This window comes from Streptomyces thermospinosisporus, assembly GCF_039526425.1.
GTDB lineage: Bacteria > Actinomycetota > Actinomycetes > Streptomycetales > Streptomycetaceae > Streptomyces > Streptomyces thermocarboxydovorans.
This window is the reverse complement of the sequence record NZ_BAAAIZ010000033.1, coordinates 41,907-59,723: the sequence shown is the minus strand read 5'-3', so window position 1 is coordinate 59,723 and position 17,817 is coordinate 41,907. Positions and strand designations below refer to the sequence as shown.

Genomic DNA, 17,817 nt, shown 5'->3' with positions numbered 1-17,817 from the left:
ATCCGCGGGAGTGGAAAGGCCGCCCGCCGGGACGCGAGCGGCCCCGGGCAACCGTGTGCGCCACCCCCACCGCCGCCCGGCCGGGTGCGCGTCCGGTCGTCGCGCCGAAACGGCCCGGGCGCGACGTTGTGTCGGCCTCCGGCGTCCGATTCCGCACATTCTGTCGCCCCTGTGTGCGCGCCGGCACCGGTTACCGTCGCCGCATGACCCAGTCCAGCTTCACCGTCCACATCCCCGACGCCGAGCTCTCCCCCGAGCCGCTCGACCCGGAGCAGATCGTCTCCGGCTCGCCGGAGGTGACCGGCAAGGTCGTCTGGGAGTCGCCGGACGGCAAGCGGATCCGGGGCATCTGGCAGATCACTCCCGGTGTCGTCACCGACACCGAGGCGGACGAGCTGTTCGTGGTGATCAGCGGCTCGGCGACCATCGAGGTGGAGAACGGTCCGACGCTGCACGTCGGCCCCGGCGACATGGCCGTGCTGCGCGAGGGCGACCGCACCACCTGGACGGTGCACGAGACCCTGCGCAAGGCGTACGACATCCACTTCGGCTGAGGCACTACCCCGTACCGCCGGGACCTGCCGTGGTCCCGCGGATCTGCAGCGCCGGTCTGACCAGGTGGAGGCTGCCCGGCCCGCCGGGTGACTCCAGGCGGTCCAGGAGGCAGCGCGCGGCGCGGCGGCCCACCTCGTGGCTCGCGTTGTCGACGGTGGTCAGCCACAGGTGGCGCAGCCGGGAGAGGCTGGTGTTGTCGTAGCCGGCCACGGAGACGTCCCCGGGGACGTCGAGGCCCAGCTCGCCGGCCGCGGACAGGGCGCCGACGCAGGCGATGTCGTTCACGGCGAGGATCGCGGTGGGCCGGTCGGCGCGGCTCAGCAGCCGGACGGCGGCGCGGTAGCCGCCCTCCTCGGTCATGTCCCCCGGTGTCACCAGCGCCCCGCCGGCCAGACCGTGCCCGCGCATCGTCTCCTCGAAGCTGCGCCGGCGCAGCTCGCCCACCGCACCGTACCCGGCGATGTGCGCGACGCGCCGGTGCCCGAGCCCGATCAGGTGCTCGGTGACCAGGCGGACTCCGTGCTCGTCGTCGCCGGCGACCACGTCGACCCCGGGGGGCACCTCCTCCCGTGCGCCCGCCAGCACCACCGGGATCCGTTCGGCGACCGGCTCCAGTGCCGCCGGGTCGGGGAGCGTGCCGACGACGACCAGACCGTCCACCCTCAGGTCCAGCAGGGGGTCGGCGGGGTCCTGGCCGGTGCGGCGGTTGAGGCGGGCGTCGGAGAGCAGCATGCGCAGGCCGCCGGCGTGGAGCAGGGAGTTGAGGCCGTCGAGCAGATCGACGAACCAGGGGTTGCGCAGATCGTTGAGGAGGACCCCGACGGTGCGGGTGCGCCGCTCGCTGAGGCTGCGGGCGGCGGCGTTGGGCCGGTAGCCGAGCTCGCGGGCGGCGCGCAGCACGGCCTCGCGCCGCTCCGGGCGCACCTGATCGGAGCCGCGCAGCACCAGCGAGACCAGCGACTTGGACACTCCGGCTCGTTCGGCCACGTCGCGGATCGTCGGCGGTCTCATGGATGGACCGTTCCATGAGGCGGCCTGCCCTGTCAAAGCCCTGCAAAGCCTTGACACAGCAGCCGATAGCCCTCCAGTGTGGCGCGGACAGCTTCTGGAACGGTCCAACATGCGGCCCGAGGAAGCCCGGCAAGCCAAGGAAGGGTGCTCAATGGTGGATACGCTCGGTGTCGCCGTCGTGGGATTCGGCTGGATGGGGCGGGTGCACACCCAGGCGTACGCGCGGGTGCGGCACCACTATCCGCGGCTCGCCGTGCGTCCCGAACTGGTGACCGTGGCGGAGGAGGTGCCCGGCCGGGCGGAGGAGGCCGCGGCTCAGTTCGGGTTCGCCTCGACGACCCGTGACTGGCGCGAGGTGGCCGCGGATCCGCGGGTGCGGGCGGTCAGCATCACCGCGCCGAACTTCCTGCACCGGGAGATCGGCGTGGCCATGGCCGAGGCCGGCAAGCACATCTGGATCGAGAAGCCGGTGGGCCTGACCTCCGAGGACGCCCGCGCGGTGGCCGGCGCGGTGGCGAAGGCGGGCGTGCAGGGCGCGGTCGGCTTCAATTACCGCAACGCACCGGCGGTGGAGGCTGCCCGGGACCTGATCGCCTCCGGTGAGATCGGCACCGTCACCCATGTCCGCTTCCGGCTGTTCAGCGACTACGCCGCGCATCCCGAGGGCGCGCTGACCTGGCGGTACGAGCGGGAGCGGGGCGGCAGCGGGGTGCTGGGCGATCTGGCCTCGCACGGCGCGGACCTGGCCCGGTTCCTGCTCGGGGACATCGAGTCCCTGGCCGCGGACACGGCGGTGTTCGTCCCCGAGCGGGCCCGCCCGGCGGGCGCCACGGCCGGCCACTCCCGCGCCGCGGGCGGCGAGCCGGGCCCGGTGGAGAACGAGGACTATGTGAACTGCCTGCTGCGGTTCGCCTCGGGCGCCCGGGGCGTGCTGGAGGCGTGCCGGGTGTCGGTGGGCGAGCAGAACAACTACGGCTTCGAGGTGCACGGCACCAAGGGGGCGGTGTTCTGGGACTTCCGCCGGATGAACGAGCTCGGCGTGAGCCGCGGGACCTCCTACCAGGACCAGCCGGTGAGCACGGTGTACGTGGGCCCGGGCGACGGCGAGTTCGGCGCCTTCCAGCCGGGGGCGGCCAACGCCATGGGCTACGACGACCTGAAGGTCATCGAGGCCTGCCGCTTCCTGCGCTCGGTGGCCGACGGCACTCCGCAGGGCGCCACGCTCGCCGACGCGGTGCACAGCGCGACCGTGCTGGACGCGGTGATCCGCTCGGCGGAGGAGAGGCGCTGGGTGGCGGTTGCGGGGGCATGACGGTCAGCGGGCCTCCTCGGCCCGCTTGCCCAGCCAGACCTTGACGGGGATCAGCACCAGCCACCACCACATGGCGGCGGAGCCGATGACCAGCGCCAGCGGGATGGTCACGGCGAACACGGCCACCGTGAACCCCATGTCCAGCGCGGAGATGGTCACGTCGCCCCGGGGCTCCTCCTCGTTGCGCAGCCACGGGCGCCTGCTGATGAGGAGCAGGAGCGCGAGGTGGACGGCGCCGAGGGCGGCGACCACCGCCGAGTAGACGACGACCGAGATGCTCTCGCGGGCGTACTCCGAGACCAGGACGGTCGGGAAGGGCACCAGCGCCGCGAGGCCCAGTCCGAGCAGGGTCAGCGTGATCACCTGGGAGTCGACCTGCCGCACGGAGTGGAACAGCATGCGGTGGTCGCGCCAGAAGCCGGCCAGCACCACCAGGCTGATCGCGTAGGCGCCCAGGTTGGGCAGCAGCTCGCGCAGGGCCTCGTGGTACTGCTCGTCGCTCAGGCCCGGCTCCATGCCGAGGTCCAGGACGAGCAGGGTGATGGCGATGGCGAAGACGCCGTCGGCGAGCGCCACCAGCCGCTCGGGACCACCGTCAGCGGCACGTTTCCTCATGCGCACGACGTTAGGCAGCGTTCGCCCGTCGGTGCCGGTGTGACACGGCGTCACACGGCCGGTGTCCGGGGCGGGGCGGCGGGCGGCATGTTGTAGGGCGTCACCACCTGGATCGGGGAGGGCAGGACGGGCCCGGCGGGCGGCAGGGCGCCGTGGGCGCGCATCACCAGGTGACAGGCCTCGCGCAGATCGTGCCTGAGGTCGTGGTGGAGGACGGCGGACAGGCGGTGCTCGCGCAGCAGACGGGTGTTGTCGTGGTCGAGGTCGTGCGCGATGTAGACGTCGCAGTCGCGCCCGGCGTCCTCGAAGGCGCGCAGGGTGGCGACGTTGCCGCCGCCGATGGAGTACACGGCGCGGATGTCCGGGTCCCGGTCCAGGGCGGCCCGTACGAGGTCGTACTGCTCGGCGTCCAGGCCCTGCCCCTCGGCGATCTCGACCAGGGTGTGCTCGGGGTGCTCGGCCCGCATCACGCTGCGGAAGCCCATCTCGCGCTCCTCCTCGTTGCGGAAGAAGCCGCTGCTGAGGCTGGTGAGGACATGGGCGGGGCGGCCGCCGAGCCACTGGCCCATGAGGTAGGCGGCGGTGGCGCCGGCGGCCCGGTTGTCGCTGCCGACGTGGCCGATCCGGGCGCTGGCGGGCAGGTCGGTCACCAGGGTGACCACCGGGATGTCCGCCGCGGCCAGGCGTGCCACGGCCTCGGTCATCTCGGGGACGTCCGGCGCCTTGAGGATGACGCCCTGGGAGCCGCGCCGGGCGATCCGGTCGCAGACGGCGGTCAGTTCCGGCACCGGGCCCGTCTCCCGGAAGTGGAAGCGGGAGCGGACCACGGCCGGGTGCAGGGAGGGGAGTTCGGCCTCCAGCGCGGCCCGCACGGCGGTGGAGAAGCGTTCCGGGGCCTGCATCACGATGTCCACCATGAAGGTGCGGCCCACCAGGCGGACCTGGGTGCGCTGCCGGTCCAGGTCGGCGATCGCCCGGTGCACCTCCCGCGCGGTGCTCTCCCGCACCCCGCCCCGGTGGTTGAGCACCCGGTCGACGGTGGCCTCGCTCAGCCCTGCCTGACGTGCGATCTCCCGGATCGGGAAGGGGTGTCCCATGCGCCGGCTCCCTGAGGGGTTTTTGATGGCTCGCTGCTGGTTGTTCGAGGGGTTTGTACTGACAAGAATGGCAGAACCGAGCCGCTCCGTGACCCGAGGGGACGACAATGTCCTTCACACCTGACCTGGACGCCTTCCGCGCACTGGTAGAGCAGCCGACCGACCTGACCGCCCACCCCCACGCCACCGAGGTGCGCGACGGGGTGCTCCTCTACGACGCCGATCGTCTGCTCGGCGCCGGCCGGGCGGAGATCGCGGCCGAGCTGGCGGCGGCCCTGGCCGGCGGTCCCGGCATCGTGGTCGTCCGCGGGGCCTTCCCCGACACCGCCGTGGTGGACCGGGCCACCGCCGTGTTCGACGCCCTGATCGCCGCCCAGCGCGCCGCGGGCACCGTGGCCGGGGACCACTTCGCCGCGCCGGGCGCCAACGACCGGGTGTGGAACGCCCTGGAGAAGGCGGCCCTGCACGACGCGGAGACGTTCGCCGACTACTACGCCAACGAGGTGATCGCCCTGGTCTCCTCGGCCTGGCTGGGGCCCGGCTACCAGATCACCTCGCAGATCAACGTGGTCAACCCGGGCGGCGCCGCCCAGACCGTGCACCGCGACTACCACCTCGGTTTCCTGTCCGACGAGGCGGCCGCCGCCTATCCCCCGCATGTGCACCGCCTCTCCCCCGTGCTCACGCTCCAGGGCGCCGTCGCGCACTGCGACATGCCGGTGGAGTCCGGCCCGACCATGTACCTGCCGCACTCGCAGAAGTACGAGCCCGGCTACCTGGCCTGGCGGCGCCCCGAGTTCCAGGAGTACTTCGCGGCGCACCATGTGCAGCTCCCGCTCGCCAAGGGCGACGCGGTGTTCTTCAACCCCGCGCTGTTCCACGCGGCCGGCGCCAACCGCTCGGCGGACATCCGGCGCATGGCCAATCTGCTGCAGGTGTCCTCCGCGTTCGGGCGGGCGATGGAGACGGTGGACCGCACGGCCGTGGTCGACGCCGTGTACCCGGTGCTGCTCAAGCGCAAGGCGGAAGGGGCCGGCGAGGAGTGGCTCGAGCGGGTGATCGCCGCGAGCGCCGAGGGCTATCCCTTCCCCACCAACCTCGACCGGGACCCGCCGGTCGACGGGCTGGCCCCGCCCTCGCAGGCGGACCTGGTACGGCGCGCGCTGCGCGAGGAATGGAGTCCGCAGACGCTCCGGGAGGAGCTGCGGGCCGCCGACTCACGGCGAGAGAGCTGAGGTACGCGATGGGACTTCTCGACGACAAGGTCGTCCTGGTCAACGGCGGCAGCCAGGGCGTGGGCGCCGCGATCGCCCGGGCCGCCGTCCGCGAGGGCGCGGTGGTGGCGTTCACCGGGCGGCGCCCCGAGCCCGGCGAGGCGCTGGTGGACGAGCTGACCGCCGCGGGCGGCAAGGCGATGTTCGTGCGCGCCGACCTGGCCGACGCCGAGCAGGCCAAGGCGTCGGTGGCGGAGGTGGTACAGGCCCACGGCAGGGTCGACTGCCTGGTGAACTCGGCCGGGCTCACCTCCCGCGGCACGCTGCTCGACACCACGCCGGAGCTGTTCGACCAGCACATCGCGATCAATCTGCGGGCGCCGTTCTTCGCCATGCAGGCCGCCGTCGCCGACATGGTGCGCCGCGAGGCGCCCGGCACCATCGTCAACATCATCACCTCGTCCGCGCACGGCGGGCAGCCGTTCCTCGCCCCGTACGTCGCCGCCAAGGCCGGGCTGATGGGCCTGACCCGCAACGCGGCGCACGCCCACCGGTGGGACCGCATCCGGATCAACGGCCTGAACATCGGCTGGACCGCCACCGAGGGCGAGGACGCCACGCAGCGGGCCTTCCACGGGGCCGGGGACGACTGGCGCGAGCGCGCCGCCGCCCGGCTGCCGATGGGCAAGCTGGGCCAGCCGGACGAGATCGCGGACTTCGTGGTGTTCCTGCTCTCGGACCGTTCCGGAGTGGTCACCGGGTCCGTGATCGACTGGGACCAGAACGTGCTCGGCGCCCTCGACTGAGGACCCTCCCCCACAGCTCCGTGTCCCCGTGAGGGGGCGCGGTTCGTACCCCTCTCAAGGAGCAACACCCCATGCGTATCGGAATTCTCGGTCTCGGACGGATCGGCGCCTTCCACGCCGAGACCCTGCACGGGCTCGGTGCCGTCGAGTCGCTGGTCGTCTCCGACCCGTTCGCGGACGCCGCCAAGGCCGCCGCCGAACGGTTCGGTGCCGAGGTCGCCGACTCCCCCGAGGCCGTGCTCGCGGCCGGGGTGGACGGCGTGGTGGTCGCCGCCGCCACGGACGCCCATCCGGGCCTGATCCGCGCCTGTGTGGAGGCGGGTGTGCCGGTGTTCTGCGAGAAGCCGGTGGCCCGCACCATGGCCGAGGGCGTCGAGGTCCTCCGGGCCGTCGAGGGGCGGGACGTGCCGGTGCAGATCGGCTTCAACCGCCGTTTCGACGCCGGGTTCGTCGCCGCGCGCAAGGCCGTGCGGGGCGGGGAGCTGGGGACGCTGCACACGGTGCGCTCCACCACTTTGGACCCGGCGCCGCCGCCCGCCGCGTACATCGCCGCCTCCGGGGGCATCTTCCGCGACTGCGCGGTGCACGACTTCGACATCATCCGCTGGGTGACGGGCCGTGAGGTGACCGAGGTGTACGCGGCCGGCGGCAACCGGGGCGCCGACTACATCGCGGCGGCGGGCGACGCCGACACCACCGGTGCGGTGCTCACCCTGGACGACGGCACGATCGCGGTGGTGTCCAACTCGCGGCACAACGGCCGGGGGTACGACGTGCGCATGGAGATCCACGGCTTCGAGGACTCCATCGCGGTCGGTCTCGAGGACAAGCTGCCGCTGCGGTCGGTGGAGCCGGGGGTGACCTTCCCCGCGGGCACCCCGCACGACTTCTTCATGGACCGCTTCACCGAGGCATACCGCGCCGAACTCGCCGCCTTCACCGAGGTCGTTGCGGGCCGCCGGCCCTCGCCGTGCACGGTGGCGGACGCGCTGGAGGCGGGCTGGATCGCCGAGGCGTGCACGCTGTCGCTGGCCGAGCACCGGCCGGTGCGCATCGAGGAGGTCCGGCAGGACTGACGGCGGACGACACGGCTCGGGCCCGCCCCCTCGGCCGAGGGGGCGGGCCCGAGCCGTGTGCTGCTCAGCGGTAGAGCGGGGGCCGGTCGACGAGGGCGACCTCCACCCTGCCGCCCTGCTCCAGCGCCCGCACGCCCGCCTCGCAGACCGCCGCCGCCGCGTAGCCGTCCCAGGTGCTGGGGCCGGTGACCTCGCCGCGGCGGGTGCTGTCCACCCAGGCCTGGACCTCGTCGTCGTAGGCCTGGGCGAAGCGTTCGGTGAAGTCCTGGGCGATGGTGCCGCCCCAGCGGCCGGCCATGTTGGTGATCAGGGCGTGGCCGTCGCCGATGCGGGCGGTGCCGCGCTCGCAGACCGCCTCGGCCTGGACCTGGTAGCCGAAGCCGCAGTTGACGAAGATCTCCACGTCGGACAGGGCGCCGCCGGAGGTCTCCAGGACGACGAACTGGGGGTCGCTCAGGCCGTCGGGGGCGCCACTGGACGGGGTGGGGCGCAGCACGGTGACCGCGGTGATCTCCTGTTCCAGCAGCCAGCGGGTGGCGTCGACCTCGTGGGCGACCGAGTCGGTGATCAGCATGGAGCTGGTGAAGAAGGGCGGGCTGGCCACGTTGCGGTGCCGGTTGTGCAGCATCAGCGGCCGGCCCAGCTGGCCGGAGGCCAGCAGCGCCTTGAGCCTCACGTACTCGGCGTCGTAGCGGCGCATGAAGCCGACCTGGACGCGGCGGTGGCCGAGGGCCTGTTCGGCTTCCAGCACGCGCAGCGCGCCGGCCGCGTCGGGGGTGAGCGGCTTCTCGCACAGCACCGGCAGGTCGCGCTCGAACGCGGCGAGCAGCGCGGCCTCGTGGGCCGGTCCCGGGGAGGCGATGAGCACGGCGTCGACGCCGGCCCCCGCCATCGGGGCGGCCGGGTCGGTGTGGGCGGTGCAGCCGTCGACGGTCGCGGCCACGGCCTTGGCGCGTTCGGCGTCGGTGTCGGCCACGGCGACCACCCGGGCGCCGCTGATGACGCGGTCGATGCGGCGTACGTGGTCGGCGCCCATGCGTCCGGTGCCGATGACGGCGACACCGAGCGGCTCGCGACGGTTCATGGCGTGGCCTTTCTGGTCGTCGAGCTGTGGTGGGTCCGGGCGGTCGCCGGCCTGGCCGGCGAACTGTTGTGGGCCGGCGGCCGGTCGTCAGGCGCCGCAGGAGCGCAGGAACCGGCGGGTGCGCACCGCGATCGGCAGCGGCTTGTCCGGGTCGCAGGGGTACATGTCCTGCTCGACGATGGCGAACAGGTCCACGCCCAGGTTCTGGGCGGCGGTGAGGACCGGGCCCAGCTCGGGCACGCCGCCGGGCGGTTCGCACATGACGCCGCGCTGGACGGCGGGGCCGAAGGGGATCTCGTTCTTCACCACGTCGGCCAGGATCTCGGGGTCGACCTGCTTGAGGTGCAGATAGCCGATGCGTTCGCCGTAGGTCTCGATCAGCTTGACGCTGTCGCCGCCGCAGTAGGCGTAGTGGCCGGTGTCCAGGCAGAGGCTGACCAGGTCGGAGTCGGTGGAGTCGAGGAAACGCTCGACGTGCTCCTCGGTGTCGATGTGGGTGTCGGCGTGCGGGTGGACGACGATGTCCAGGCCGTACTTCTCCCGCACCTCGCGGCCGAGGCGTTCCATGCCGCGGGTGAGGTGGCCCCACTGCTCGGTGGTGAGCTCCGGGGGTTCGAGGATCTCGGCGGTCTTGTCGTCCCGCCAGAAGGAGGGGATGACCACGAGGTGCCTGGCGCCCATGGCCTGGGTGAGGGAGGCGACCCGGCTGACCTGCTCCCAGGTGGCGTCCCACTCGGAGGGGCCGCGGTGCAGTCCGCAGAAGATGGTGCCCGCGGACACCTTCAGGTTCCGCCGGCCGACCTCGTCCTTGAGGCGGGCCGGGTCGGTGGGCAGGTAGCCGTAGGGGCCGAGTTCGATCCACTCGTAACCGGCCTCGGCGACCTCGTCGAGGAAGCGCTGCCAGGGCACCTGCAGCGGGTCGTCGGGGAACCAGACGCCCCAGGAGTCGGGTGCGGAGCCGACCCGGATGCGGTCGAGCGCGACTGCCATGTCAGGACTTTCCTTCCGGGGTTGCGGCCGCGGAGGCCTTGAGGTCCGCCTCCTCGGGGAGCTCCTCGACGTCGACGCCGCGGACCTGTGCGAGTTCGTGCTTGAGCGCGGCCAGTTCGGCGCCGCCCGCCATGTGATTGGTCAGCTCCTCGAGGCTGACCTCGCTGCGGTCGGCGGACAGTTCCATGGTGCCCAGACGCAGCACGCTGAAGTGGTCGCCGACCATGTAGGCGTGGTGGGGGTTGTGGGTGATGAAGATGACGCCGAGGCCGCGGTCGCGGGCGGCGGCGATGTACTTCAGCACGACACCGGACTGCTTGACGCCGAGCGCCGCGGTGGGCTCGTCGAGGATGAGGACGCGGGCGCCGAAGTAGACGGCGCGGGCGATGGCGACGCACTGGCGCTGGCCGCCGGAGAGCGTGCCGATGGGCTGCTCGAGGTCGTCGAGGACGATGCCCATGTTGCGCAGCTCCTCGTCGGCGGTCTTCTTCATCCGCTCGATGTCGAGGCGGCGCAGGGGCCAGGGGCCCTTGGTCATCTCCGAGCCGAGGAAGAAGTTGCGCCACACCGGCATCAGGGGGACGACGGCGAGGTCCTGGTAGACGGTGGCGATGCCCTTGTCGAGGGCCTCGCGCGGGGTGGAGAAGCGCACCGGTTCGCCGTCGACGAGGAACTCGCCCTCGGTGTGCTGGTGCAGCCCCGAGATGATCTTGATGAGGGTGGATTTGCCGGCGCCGTTGTCGCCGAGCACGCAGGTCACCCGGCCGGGGTGGACCTCCAGGTCGACTCCGTGCAGAGCACGGATGTTGCCGTAGGACTTGCCCGCGCCGCGCAGTTCGACCAGGGGGCGGTCGCCGTTCGCCGCGGTGTCCTTCGCGGTGGTCCCGTGGGTGCCGGTGGTCTTGTCGGTCATTGCGGTCACCTCCGGGTCGCCGTGCGCTGGACCCACAGATTGATGAGGACGGCGCCGAGCAGCATCACGCCGAGGAAGGCCTTGAACCAGTCGGGGTTCCAGCCGGCGTAGACGATGCCCTGCTGCACCATGCCGAACATGAAGGCGCCGAAGACCGGGCCGATCGCCGAGCCGGCGCCGCCGGTGAGCAGACAGCCGCCGATGACGGCCGCGGCGATGTAGATCAGCTCCTGGCCGACGCCCTCGCCGGACTGCACGGTGTTGAAGGAGAACAGGTTGTGCATGCCGACGAACCAGGCGCCGAAGCCGACGAGCATGAACAGCGAGATCTTGGTGAAGGTGACGGGGACACCGACCGCGCGGGCGCTCTCCTTGTTGCCGCCGACGGCGAAGATCCAGTTGCCGTACTTGGTGCGCAGCAGCACCCAGGTGGCCAGGGCGGCGAACACCAGCCACCACACGACGGTGATCTTCACCTGGACGCCGGCGACGTCGAAGGTGGAGGCGAAGATCGTCTTGGCCTGCTCGAAGCCGTCCATGTCGCTGATGGAGTTGGTGGCGACGTTGCCGGTGACCAGCTTGGTCACCGCGAGGTTGACGCCCTGCAGGATCAGGAAGGTGCCGAGGGTGACGAGGAAGCTGGGCAGCCCCGTCTTGATCAGCATCCAGCCGTTGAACAGCCCGATGCCGAGGGAGACGGCGAGGGCGACGATCACGCCCATCCAGACGTTCAGGGTGAGCTGGTAGCTGAGCATGCTGGCGGTCAGCGCCGAGGTGATCACCGCGACACCGGCCGACAGGTCGAACTCTCCGCCGATCATCAGCAGGGCCACGGGCAGCGCCATGATCCCGATGGTCGACGACTGGTACAGGATGTTGGCGATCGAGCTGCCGTCGCGCACGGGCGGCGCGGCGAACAGGAAGAAGATCAGTACGGCGACGGCTCCGAGGAACACCCCGACCTCGGGCCGGGCGAGCAGGCGCAGCGCCAGCGGGCGCCGCGCCGTCCGGCCGTCGGATTCCTCGGGGCCGGGAGCCGGCGGTGTGGTCACCGCCGGCTGGGCCTGCTGGGTCATGCTGATCACCGGGTGCCCTTCGCGGCGAAGTCGGCGACCTTGTCGACGTTGGACTTGTCGACGAACGCCGGGCCGGTCAGCACCGGCTGCTCGCCGCCGCCGCTGTAGTTGCCGTTGTTCTTGTAGAGCCACAGACCGTCGATGGCCAGGTACCCCTGCAGGTAGGGCTGCTGGTCGACGGCGAACGTGATGTCACCGTTCTGGATCGCGCTGGTCAGCTGCTTGTTGAGGTCGAAGGTGGCGACCTTCGCCTTGCTGCCGGCCTCCTCCACGGACTGCACCGCGGTCAGCGCGAAGGGCGCGCCGAGGGTGGCGACGTAGTCGATGGAGGAGTCCTGCTTGAGCTTGGCGGTGATCGTCGACTTCACCGAGGGCATGTCGGTGCCGTTGACGTTGAGGACCTGCAGCTTGCCCTTGAAGGTCTTCTTCACGCCGTCGCAGCGCTGGGTCAGGCCGATGTTGCCCTGCTCCTGGATGACGCAGACGGCGTTCTTGGCGCCGACCTCGTTGAGCTTCTTGCCGAAGGCCTCGCCGGCGACGTTCTCGTCCTGGCCGAAGAACTCCAGCAGGCCGAGGTCCTTCCAGTCGCTGACGCCGGAGTTGAGGCCGACGACGGGGATGCCGGCCTTCTCCGCCTTGGCGATGACGCCCTTGAGCGCGTCGGGCTTGGCGAGGGTGACGGCGATGCCGTCGACCTTCTGGTCGATCGCGTTCTGCACCAGGTTGGCCTGGTTGCCGGCGTTCGGGTCGGCGGAGTAGACGAGCTTGACATTGTCCTTGGCGGCCGCGGCCTCGGCGCCCTTGCGGACGATGTCCCAGAAGGTGTCGCCGGGCGACTGGTGGGTGACGAGAGCGACCGTCATGCGGGGCGTGCTGGCCTTGCCCGCCGAGGCGTCGGCGCCGCCCTCCTCGGCCTTCTTGCCGCCGGAGCTGCTGGAGCAGCCGGCGAGGGTCAGGGCTGCTGCCGCGGCCACCGCGACGAACGGCGCGATTCTGCGGGAGCGGGTGTGAGAAGAGCGGTCCATCTGTCCTGCACCTCACTGTGCTACGCGGGGAAGGGATAACGGGCGGGTCCGGTGGTCCGGACCGGCGCCTTGCGGAGTCCGGATGCATGTACCGGATTCCGGATCGTCTGCCAGGGAGAACGGCTGTCGTGCTGGGACCGGATCCAATCCCCTGGCGAGCCCTCTGTCAATACTTTGTTAAGACATCATTTCACGCGCTAGTCCGAATGTAAGTACAAACTATTGACAGCGCCACCCCCTGAGACCTACACCTTGGAGGCGGCAGGTTCCCGAGAACCACGCCCCCACCGTGGCAGGGCGCCCAGGGACCCGCATCCCCAAGAGCCTCGAGGAGCGTCGCTCAATGGCCGACTCACCACAGTATTTCGACCTGATCACCATGGGACGCATCGGGGTCGATCTCTACCCGCTGCAGACCAGTGTGCCTCTGCCGCAGGTGGAGACGTTCGGCAAGTTCCTGGGCGGCTCCGCCGCCAATGTCGCCGTCGCCGCCGCACGCCTGGGCCGCTCCACCGCGGTGATCACCCGCACCGGCGACGACCCCTTCGGCGTCTATCTGCACCAGGCCCTGAAGGACTTCGGCGTCGACGACCGCTGGGTGACCCCGGTCGCCGACTACCCGACGCCGGTCACCTTCTGCGAGATCTTCCCCCCGGACGACTTCCCGCTGTACTTCTACCGCCGGCCCAAGGCCCCCGACCTGGAGATCCACACCCATGAGCTGGATCTCGAGGCGATCCGGGCGGCGGGCATCTTCTGGATCACCGGCACCGGTCTGAGCGAGGAGCCGAGCCGCTCCGCCACCCTCGACGCGCTCCGGGCCCGCGCCAAGGCGGGCACGACCGTCTTCGACCTCGACTGGCGGCCCATGTTCTGGCGCGACCCCGACCAGGCCCGCCCCTACTACCGCGAGGCCCTGCAGCACGCCACGGTCGCCGTCGGCAACCTCGACGAGTGCGAGATCGCCACCGGTGTCCGCGAGCCCGCCGCCTGCGCCGAGGCGCTGCTGGCGGCCGGCGTGGAGCTGGCGGTCGTCAAACAGGGGCCCAAGGGCGTGCTCGCCGTGCACCGCGACGGCACCCGGGCCGAGGTCCCTCCGGTGCCGGTGGACGTGGTCAACGGCCTCGGCGCGGGCGACGCCTTCGGCGGCTCGCTCTGCCACGGCCTGCTGTCCGGCCGGTCCCTGGAGGAGACCATGCGTCACGCCAACGCCGCCGGTGCCCTCGTCGCCTCCCGCCTCGCCTGCTCGTCCGCCATGCCGACACAGCAGGAGATCACGGACCTTCTCGCCCGGGCCGCCTCGCCGAGCCCGGCGGGCCGGCCGAGCCAGTCCTGAACGGAGCCCTGTCTTGAACCTCAGCATCCCCGACCTCACCACGGTCCGGGCCCGCAACCCCGAGGCCGTCGCCGAGGCCGCCGCCCGCCGGGTGCGCCGCCCGCTGCTCGGCGACAGCGGGCGGCTGATGATCGTGGCCGCCGACCACCCCGCCCGGGGCGCGCTCGGCGTGAACGGCCGGCCGCTGGCCATGGCCAACCGCGCCGACCTGCTGGACCGGCTGTGCCGCGCGCTGTCCCGGCCCGGAGTCGACGGGGTGCTGGCCACCGCCGACATCCTCGAGGACCTGCTGCTGCTCGGGGTACTGGACGACAAGGTCGTCATGGGGTCGATGAACCGGGGCGGCCTGGCGGGCGCCTCCTTCGAGATGGACGACCGCTTCACCGGCCACCGCGCCGAGGACATCGAGCGGCTCGGCTTCGACGCCGGCAAGCTGCTGGTGCGCATCGACTACGACGACCCGGGCTCGCTGACCACCCTGGAGTCCACCGCCCGCGCCATCGACGACATGGCCGCACGCCGGCTGCCGGTGTTCGTCGAGCCGTTCATCTCCCGCCGCGTCGACGGCCGGGTGCGCAACGACCTGTCGGCCGAGGCCGTCACCCGCTCCGTCGCCATCGCCTCCGGCCTCGGCGGCACCTCCGCCTACACCTGGCTGAAGCTGCCCGTCACCGACGACGTCGACGACATGGCGGAGGTGCTGGCCACCTCCACGCTGCCCGTGGTGCTGCTCGGCGGCGAGGTGGGCGACCAGGAGGCGGCGTACGAGCGCTGGGGCAAGGCGCTGCGGCTGCCCACGGTGCGCGGTCTGGTGGTCGGCCGGTCGCTGCTCTACCCGGCGAAGGGCAGTGTGGAAGAGGCGGTGGACACCGCCGTCAGCCTGCTGTGAGACGCCCGTCGTGACGAAAGGGAACCCATGACGTATCACCTTCCCGCGGGCAAGGCGCACGCCGGCCCCTATCTCGTCGACGTCACTCCCGAGTCCGCCGGCTGGGGCTTCTCGAGCCTGCGCGTGCTGGAACTCGCGCCGGGCGGGACGCACACCTTCGACACCGGTGAGAGCGAGTGGATCGTGCTGCCGCTGGCCGGAGGCTGCACCATCGCCTCCGCCGACGACTTCGGCCACGACACCTTCGAGCTGACCGGCCGCACCAGCGTGTTCGACGGGGTGAGCGACTTCGCCTACCTCCCCCGCGACGCCCGCGCCACCATCACCTCCACCGGGGGCGGACGCTTCGCCCTCACCGGCGCCCGCTGCACCCGCCGCCTGCCCGCCCGCTACGGACCCGCGTCCGGCGTCCCCGTGGAGCTGCGCGGCACCGGCAACTGCTCGCGGCAGGTGAACAACTTCGGCGCGGCCGGGGTGTTCGACTGCGACAAGCTGATCGCGGTCGAGGTCCTCACCCCGGGCGGCAACTGGTCCTCGTTCCCGCCGCACAAGCACGACGAGCACCGGCCGGGCGAGGAGTCCGTGCTGGAGGAGATCTACTACTTCGAGTTCGCGCCCCACGAGAACATCCCCGGCCTCGGCTACCAGCGGGTCTCCCCCTCCGGTCCGGGGCGCGAGACGGACGTGCTGGCCGAGGTGCGCGACGGCGACGTCGTGCTCATCCCCGACGGCTGGCACGGGCCGTCCATGGCCGTGCCGGGCCACCACATGTACTACCTCAACGTCATGGCGGGCCCGGAGGCCGAGCGCGCCTGGCTGATCTGCGACCACCCCGACCACGCCTGGATCCGCGACACCTGGCCGGACCAGCCGGTCGACCCCCGACTGCCCCTCTACACCGCACCGGAGAGGTCCCTATGAGCCCCGCAACCCGCCGACTGACGACCGCCCAGGCCCTGGTGCGGTTCCTCGCCGCCCAGTACACCGAGCGCGACGGCGTGCGGCGCAGGCTGATCGCGGGCACCTGGGGCATCTTCGGCCACGGCAATGTGGCCGGCATCGGCCAGGCGCTGGTGGAGTACGGCGACCTCATGCCCTACCACCAGGGCCGCAACGAGCAGGCGATGGTGCACGCGGCCGTGGGCCACGCCCGCCAGCTGAACCGGCTCTCCGCGCAGGCCGTGACCACCTCCATCGGCCCCGGCGCCACCAACCTGGTCACCGGCGCCGCCCTGGCCACCATCAACCGCCTGCCGGTCCTGCTGCTGCCCGGCGACTACTTCGCCTCGCACTCCGCCGACCCGCTGCTGCAGCAGCTGGAGCACCCGGTGGAGGCCGATGTGTCGGTCAACGACACCCTGCGCCCGGTGTCGCGCTACTTCGACCGGATCACCCGCCCCGAGGCGCTGATCCCCTCCGCGCTGAACGCGATGCGGGTGCTGGCCGACCCCGCCGAGACCGGCGCGGTCACCCTGGCGCTGCCGCAGGACGTGCAGGCGGAGGCGTACGACTGGCCGGAGGATTTCTTCGCCGAGCGGGTCTGGCGGGTGCGCCGCCCGGCGCCGGACCCGGTGGAGCTGAGCGCGGCCGTCGCCGCCGTGCGCTCCGCCCGGCGCCCGCTGATCGTGGCCGGCGGCGGGGTGCACCACAGCGAGGCCGAGGAGGCGCTGAAGGCGCTGGTCGACGCCACCGGCATCCCGGTCGCCTCCACCCAGGCAGGCAAGGGCTCCCTGCGCCACGACCACCCCGCCGACCTCGGCGGCATCGGGCACACCGGCACCGCGGTCAGCGACGACCTGGCCCGCACCGCCGACCTGGTGATCGGCGTCGGCACCCGCTACACCGACTTCACCACCGCCTCCGGCACCCTCTTCCAGAACCCTGACGTCCGCTTCCTCAACCTCAACATCACCGGCTTCGACGCGCACAAGCTGTCCGCCCGCACCCTGGTCTGCGACGCCCGCACCGGCCTTGAGCAGCTGACCCGGGAGCTGGCCGGACACCGGGTGGACGCGGACTACGAGGCCGAGTACCGGGCCGGCAAGGAGCGCTGGGAGCGCGTCGTCGAGGACGCCTACCGCGCGCCGGACGAGAACGCCGTGCCGACGCAGACGCAGGTGCTGGGCGCGCTGGACGGGGTCGTCGGCGACGAGGACGTGGTGATCAACGCGGCCGGCTCGCTCCCCGGCGACCTGCACAAGCTGTGGCGCTCGCGCAGCCCCCGCCAGTACCACCTGGAGTACGGCTACTCCTGCATGGGCTACGAGATCCCGGCCGCCATCGGCGTGCAGCAGGCCGCGCCCGGCACCCCCGTGTGGGCGCTGGTCGGCGACGGCACGTATCTGATGATGCCGACGGAGATCGTCACCGCGGTCCAGGAGCGCCTGCCGATCAAGATGGTCCTGATCCAGAACCACGGCTACGCCTCCATCGGCGGCCTGTCCGAGTCGGTGGGCGGCGAACGCTTCGGCACCGCCTACCGCCACCGCGCCGCCGACGGCACCTTCACCGGCGCCCCGCTGCCGGTGGACCTCGCCGCCAACGCGGGCAGCCTGGGCATGGACGTGCTGCGCGCCAAGACCGTGCGGGAGCTGCGGCACGCGCTGGCCGAGGCGCGCTCCTCGGACCGCCCGACCTGCGTGTACGTGGAGACCGACCCGGCGCCGACCGCTCCCCCGGCCGAGGCGTGGTGGGACGTGCCGGTCGCCGAGGTGGCCTCCCGCGAGCCGGCCGTCCAGGCCCGCGAGCGGTACGAGGAGCAGGTCGCCGCACGCCGCCGCCATCTGTCGGCCTGACCGTGACCGCACGACCGAGGGGA

General features: G+C 72.0%; 17 protein-coding genes. 9 read left to right on the top strand and 8 right to left on the bottom strand.

The features are described 5' to 3' along the window. Positions 1-203: 203 nt before the first annotated feature. Positions 204-554 (top strand): cupin domain-containing protein, encoded by a 351-nt coding sequence (locus ABD207_RS12830; protein WP_344012600.1) that lies wholly within the window; start codon positions 204-206, stop codon positions 552-554. A 4-nt stretch (positions 555-558) separates the two neighbouring features. Here the strand turns inward: ABD207_RS12830 and ABD207_RS12825 are convergent, their stop codons facing one another. Continuing rightward, positions 559-1,566, bottom strand: a complete 1,008-nt coding sequence (locus tag ABD207_RS12825; RefSeq protein WP_344012598.1) for a LacI family DNA-binding transcriptional regulator — start codon at positions 1,564-1,566, stop codon at positions 559-561. Positions 1,567-1,717: 151 nt separating this feature from the next. On the opposite strand from ABD207_RS12825, the gene ABD207_RS12820 reads away from it, so the two are divergent. Then, entirely contained in the window at positions 1,718-2,878 is a 1,161-nt protein-coding gene (locus tag ABD207_RS12820; RefSeq protein ID WP_344012597.1) for a Gfo/Idh/MocA family protein, read from the top strand. Positions 2,879-2,881: 3 nt separating this feature from the next. Here ABD207_RS12820 and ABD207_RS12815 read toward each other — a convergent pair whose 3' ends face one another. Both ABD207_RS12815 and ABD207_RS12810 read right to left on the bottom strand, forming a co-directional pair. After that, positions 2,882-3,493 carry a TMEM175 family protein gene (locus ABD207_RS12815; protein ID WP_344012596.1) on the bottom strand — a complete coding sequence of 204 codons (612 nt, stop codon included), beginning with the start codon at positions 3,491-3,493 and terminating at the stop codon, positions 2,882-2,884. A gap of 50 nt (positions 3,494-3,543) precedes the next feature. Continuing rightward, a complete protein-coding gene (locus ABD207_RS12810) occupies positions 3,544-4,590 on the bottom strand; it encodes a LacI family DNA-binding transcriptional regulator (RefSeq protein WP_344012594.1) in 1,047 nt (348 codons plus the stop codon). 107 nt (positions 4,591-4,697) lie between these two features. Between ABD207_RS12810 and ABD207_RS12805 the strand changes: the two genes are divergently transcribed. From ABD207_RS12805 to ABD207_RS12795, 3 genes are all read left to right on the top strand, one after another. Next, on the top strand, positions 4,698-5,825 hold the full coding sequence (locus ABD207_RS12805) for a phytanoyl-CoA dioxygenase family protein (RefSeq protein WP_344012593.1): 1,128 nt from the start codon (positions 4,698-4,700) through the stop codon (positions 5,823-5,825). 8 nt (positions 5,826-5,833) lie between these two features. After that, positions 5,834-6,610: an SDR family oxidoreductase gene (locus tag ABD207_RS12800; protein ID WP_344012591.1), complete on the top strand. Its 777-nt coding sequence runs from the start codon at positions 5,834-5,836 to the stop codon at positions 6,608-6,610. A 71-nt stretch (positions 6,611-6,681) separates the two neighbouring features. After that, positions 6,682-7,686, top strand: coding sequence for a Gfo/Idh/MocA family protein (locus tag ABD207_RS12795; RefSeq protein ID WP_344005957.1), 1,005 nt, complete (start codon positions 6,682-6,684; stop codon positions 7,684-7,686). A gap of 64 nt (positions 7,687-7,750) precedes the next feature. On the opposite strand, the gene ABD207_RS12790 is transcribed toward ABD207_RS12795, so the two are convergent. The 5 genes from ABD207_RS12790 to ABD207_RS12770 all read right to left on the bottom strand — a co-directional run bounded on the left by ABD207_RS12790 (position 7,751) and on the right by ABD207_RS12770 (position 12,774). Then, positions 7,751-8,770, bottom strand: coding sequence for a Gfo/Idh/MocA family protein (locus ABD207_RS12790; RefSeq protein ID WP_344012589.1), 1,020 nt, complete (start codon positions 8,768-8,770; stop codon positions 7,751-7,753). An 87-nt stretch (positions 8,771-8,857) separates the two neighbouring features. Further along, complete coding sequence (locus ABD207_RS12785; protein WP_344012587.1) at positions 8,858-9,760, bottom strand: sugar phosphate isomerase/epimerase family protein; 903 nt, start codon at positions 9,758-9,760, stop codon at positions 8,858-8,860. A gap of 1 nt (position 9,761) precedes the next feature. Then, a complete protein-coding gene (locus ABD207_RS12780) occupies positions 9,762-10,673 on the bottom strand; it encodes an ATP-binding cassette domain-containing protein (protein WP_344012586.1) in 912 nt (303 codons plus the stop codon). A 5-nt stretch (positions 10,674-10,678) separates the two neighbouring features. Continuing rightward, a complete protein-coding gene (locus ABD207_RS12775; RefSeq protein WP_344012754.1) occupies positions 10,679-11,755 on the bottom strand; it encodes an ABC transporter permease in 1,077 nt (358 codons plus the stop codon). Then, entirely contained in the window at positions 11,755-12,774 is a 1,020-nt protein-coding gene (locus ABD207_RS12770) for a sugar ABC transporter substrate-binding protein (RefSeq protein ID WP_344012584.1), read from the bottom strand. The genes ABD207_RS12775 and ABD207_RS12770 overlap by 1 nt, the downstream gene beginning before the upstream one ends. A 343-nt stretch (positions 12,775-13,117) precedes the next feature. Between ABD207_RS12770 and iolC the strand changes: the two genes are divergently transcribed. Genes iolC through iolD form a run of 4 tightly spaced genes read left to right on the top strand, consistent with a single transcriptional unit; the run spans position 13,118 to position 17,794 of the window. Further along, a complete protein-coding gene (gene iolC / locus ABD207_RS12765; protein ID WP_344012583.1) occupies positions 13,118-14,110 on the top strand; it encodes a 5-dehydro-2-deoxygluconokinase in 993 nt (330 codons plus the stop codon). Between the two features lie 13 nt (positions 14,111-14,123). Continuing rightward, entirely contained in the window at positions 14,124-14,999 is an 876-nt protein-coding gene (locus ABD207_RS12760; protein WP_344005943.1) for a Cgl0159 family (beta/alpha)8-fold protein, read from the top strand. A gap of 27 nt (positions 15,000-15,026) precedes the next feature. Further along, positions 15,027-15,920 carry a 5-deoxy-glucuronate isomerase gene (iolB, locus tag ABD207_RS12755; protein ID WP_344012582.1) on the top strand — a complete coding sequence of 298 codons (894 nt, stop codon included), beginning with the start codon at positions 15,027-15,029 and terminating at the stop codon, positions 15,918-15,920. Continuing rightward, positions 15,917-17,794 carry a 3D-(3,5/4)-trihydroxycyclohexane-1,2-dione acylhydrolase (decyclizing) gene (gene iolD, locus ABD207_RS12750; RefSeq protein WP_344012581.1) on the top strand — a complete coding sequence of 626 codons (1,878 nt, stop codon included), beginning with the start codon at positions 15,917-15,919 and terminating at the stop codon, positions 17,792-17,794. The genes iolB and iolD overlap by 4 nt, the downstream gene beginning before the upstream one ends. Positions 17,795-17,817: the final 23 nt, after the last annotated feature.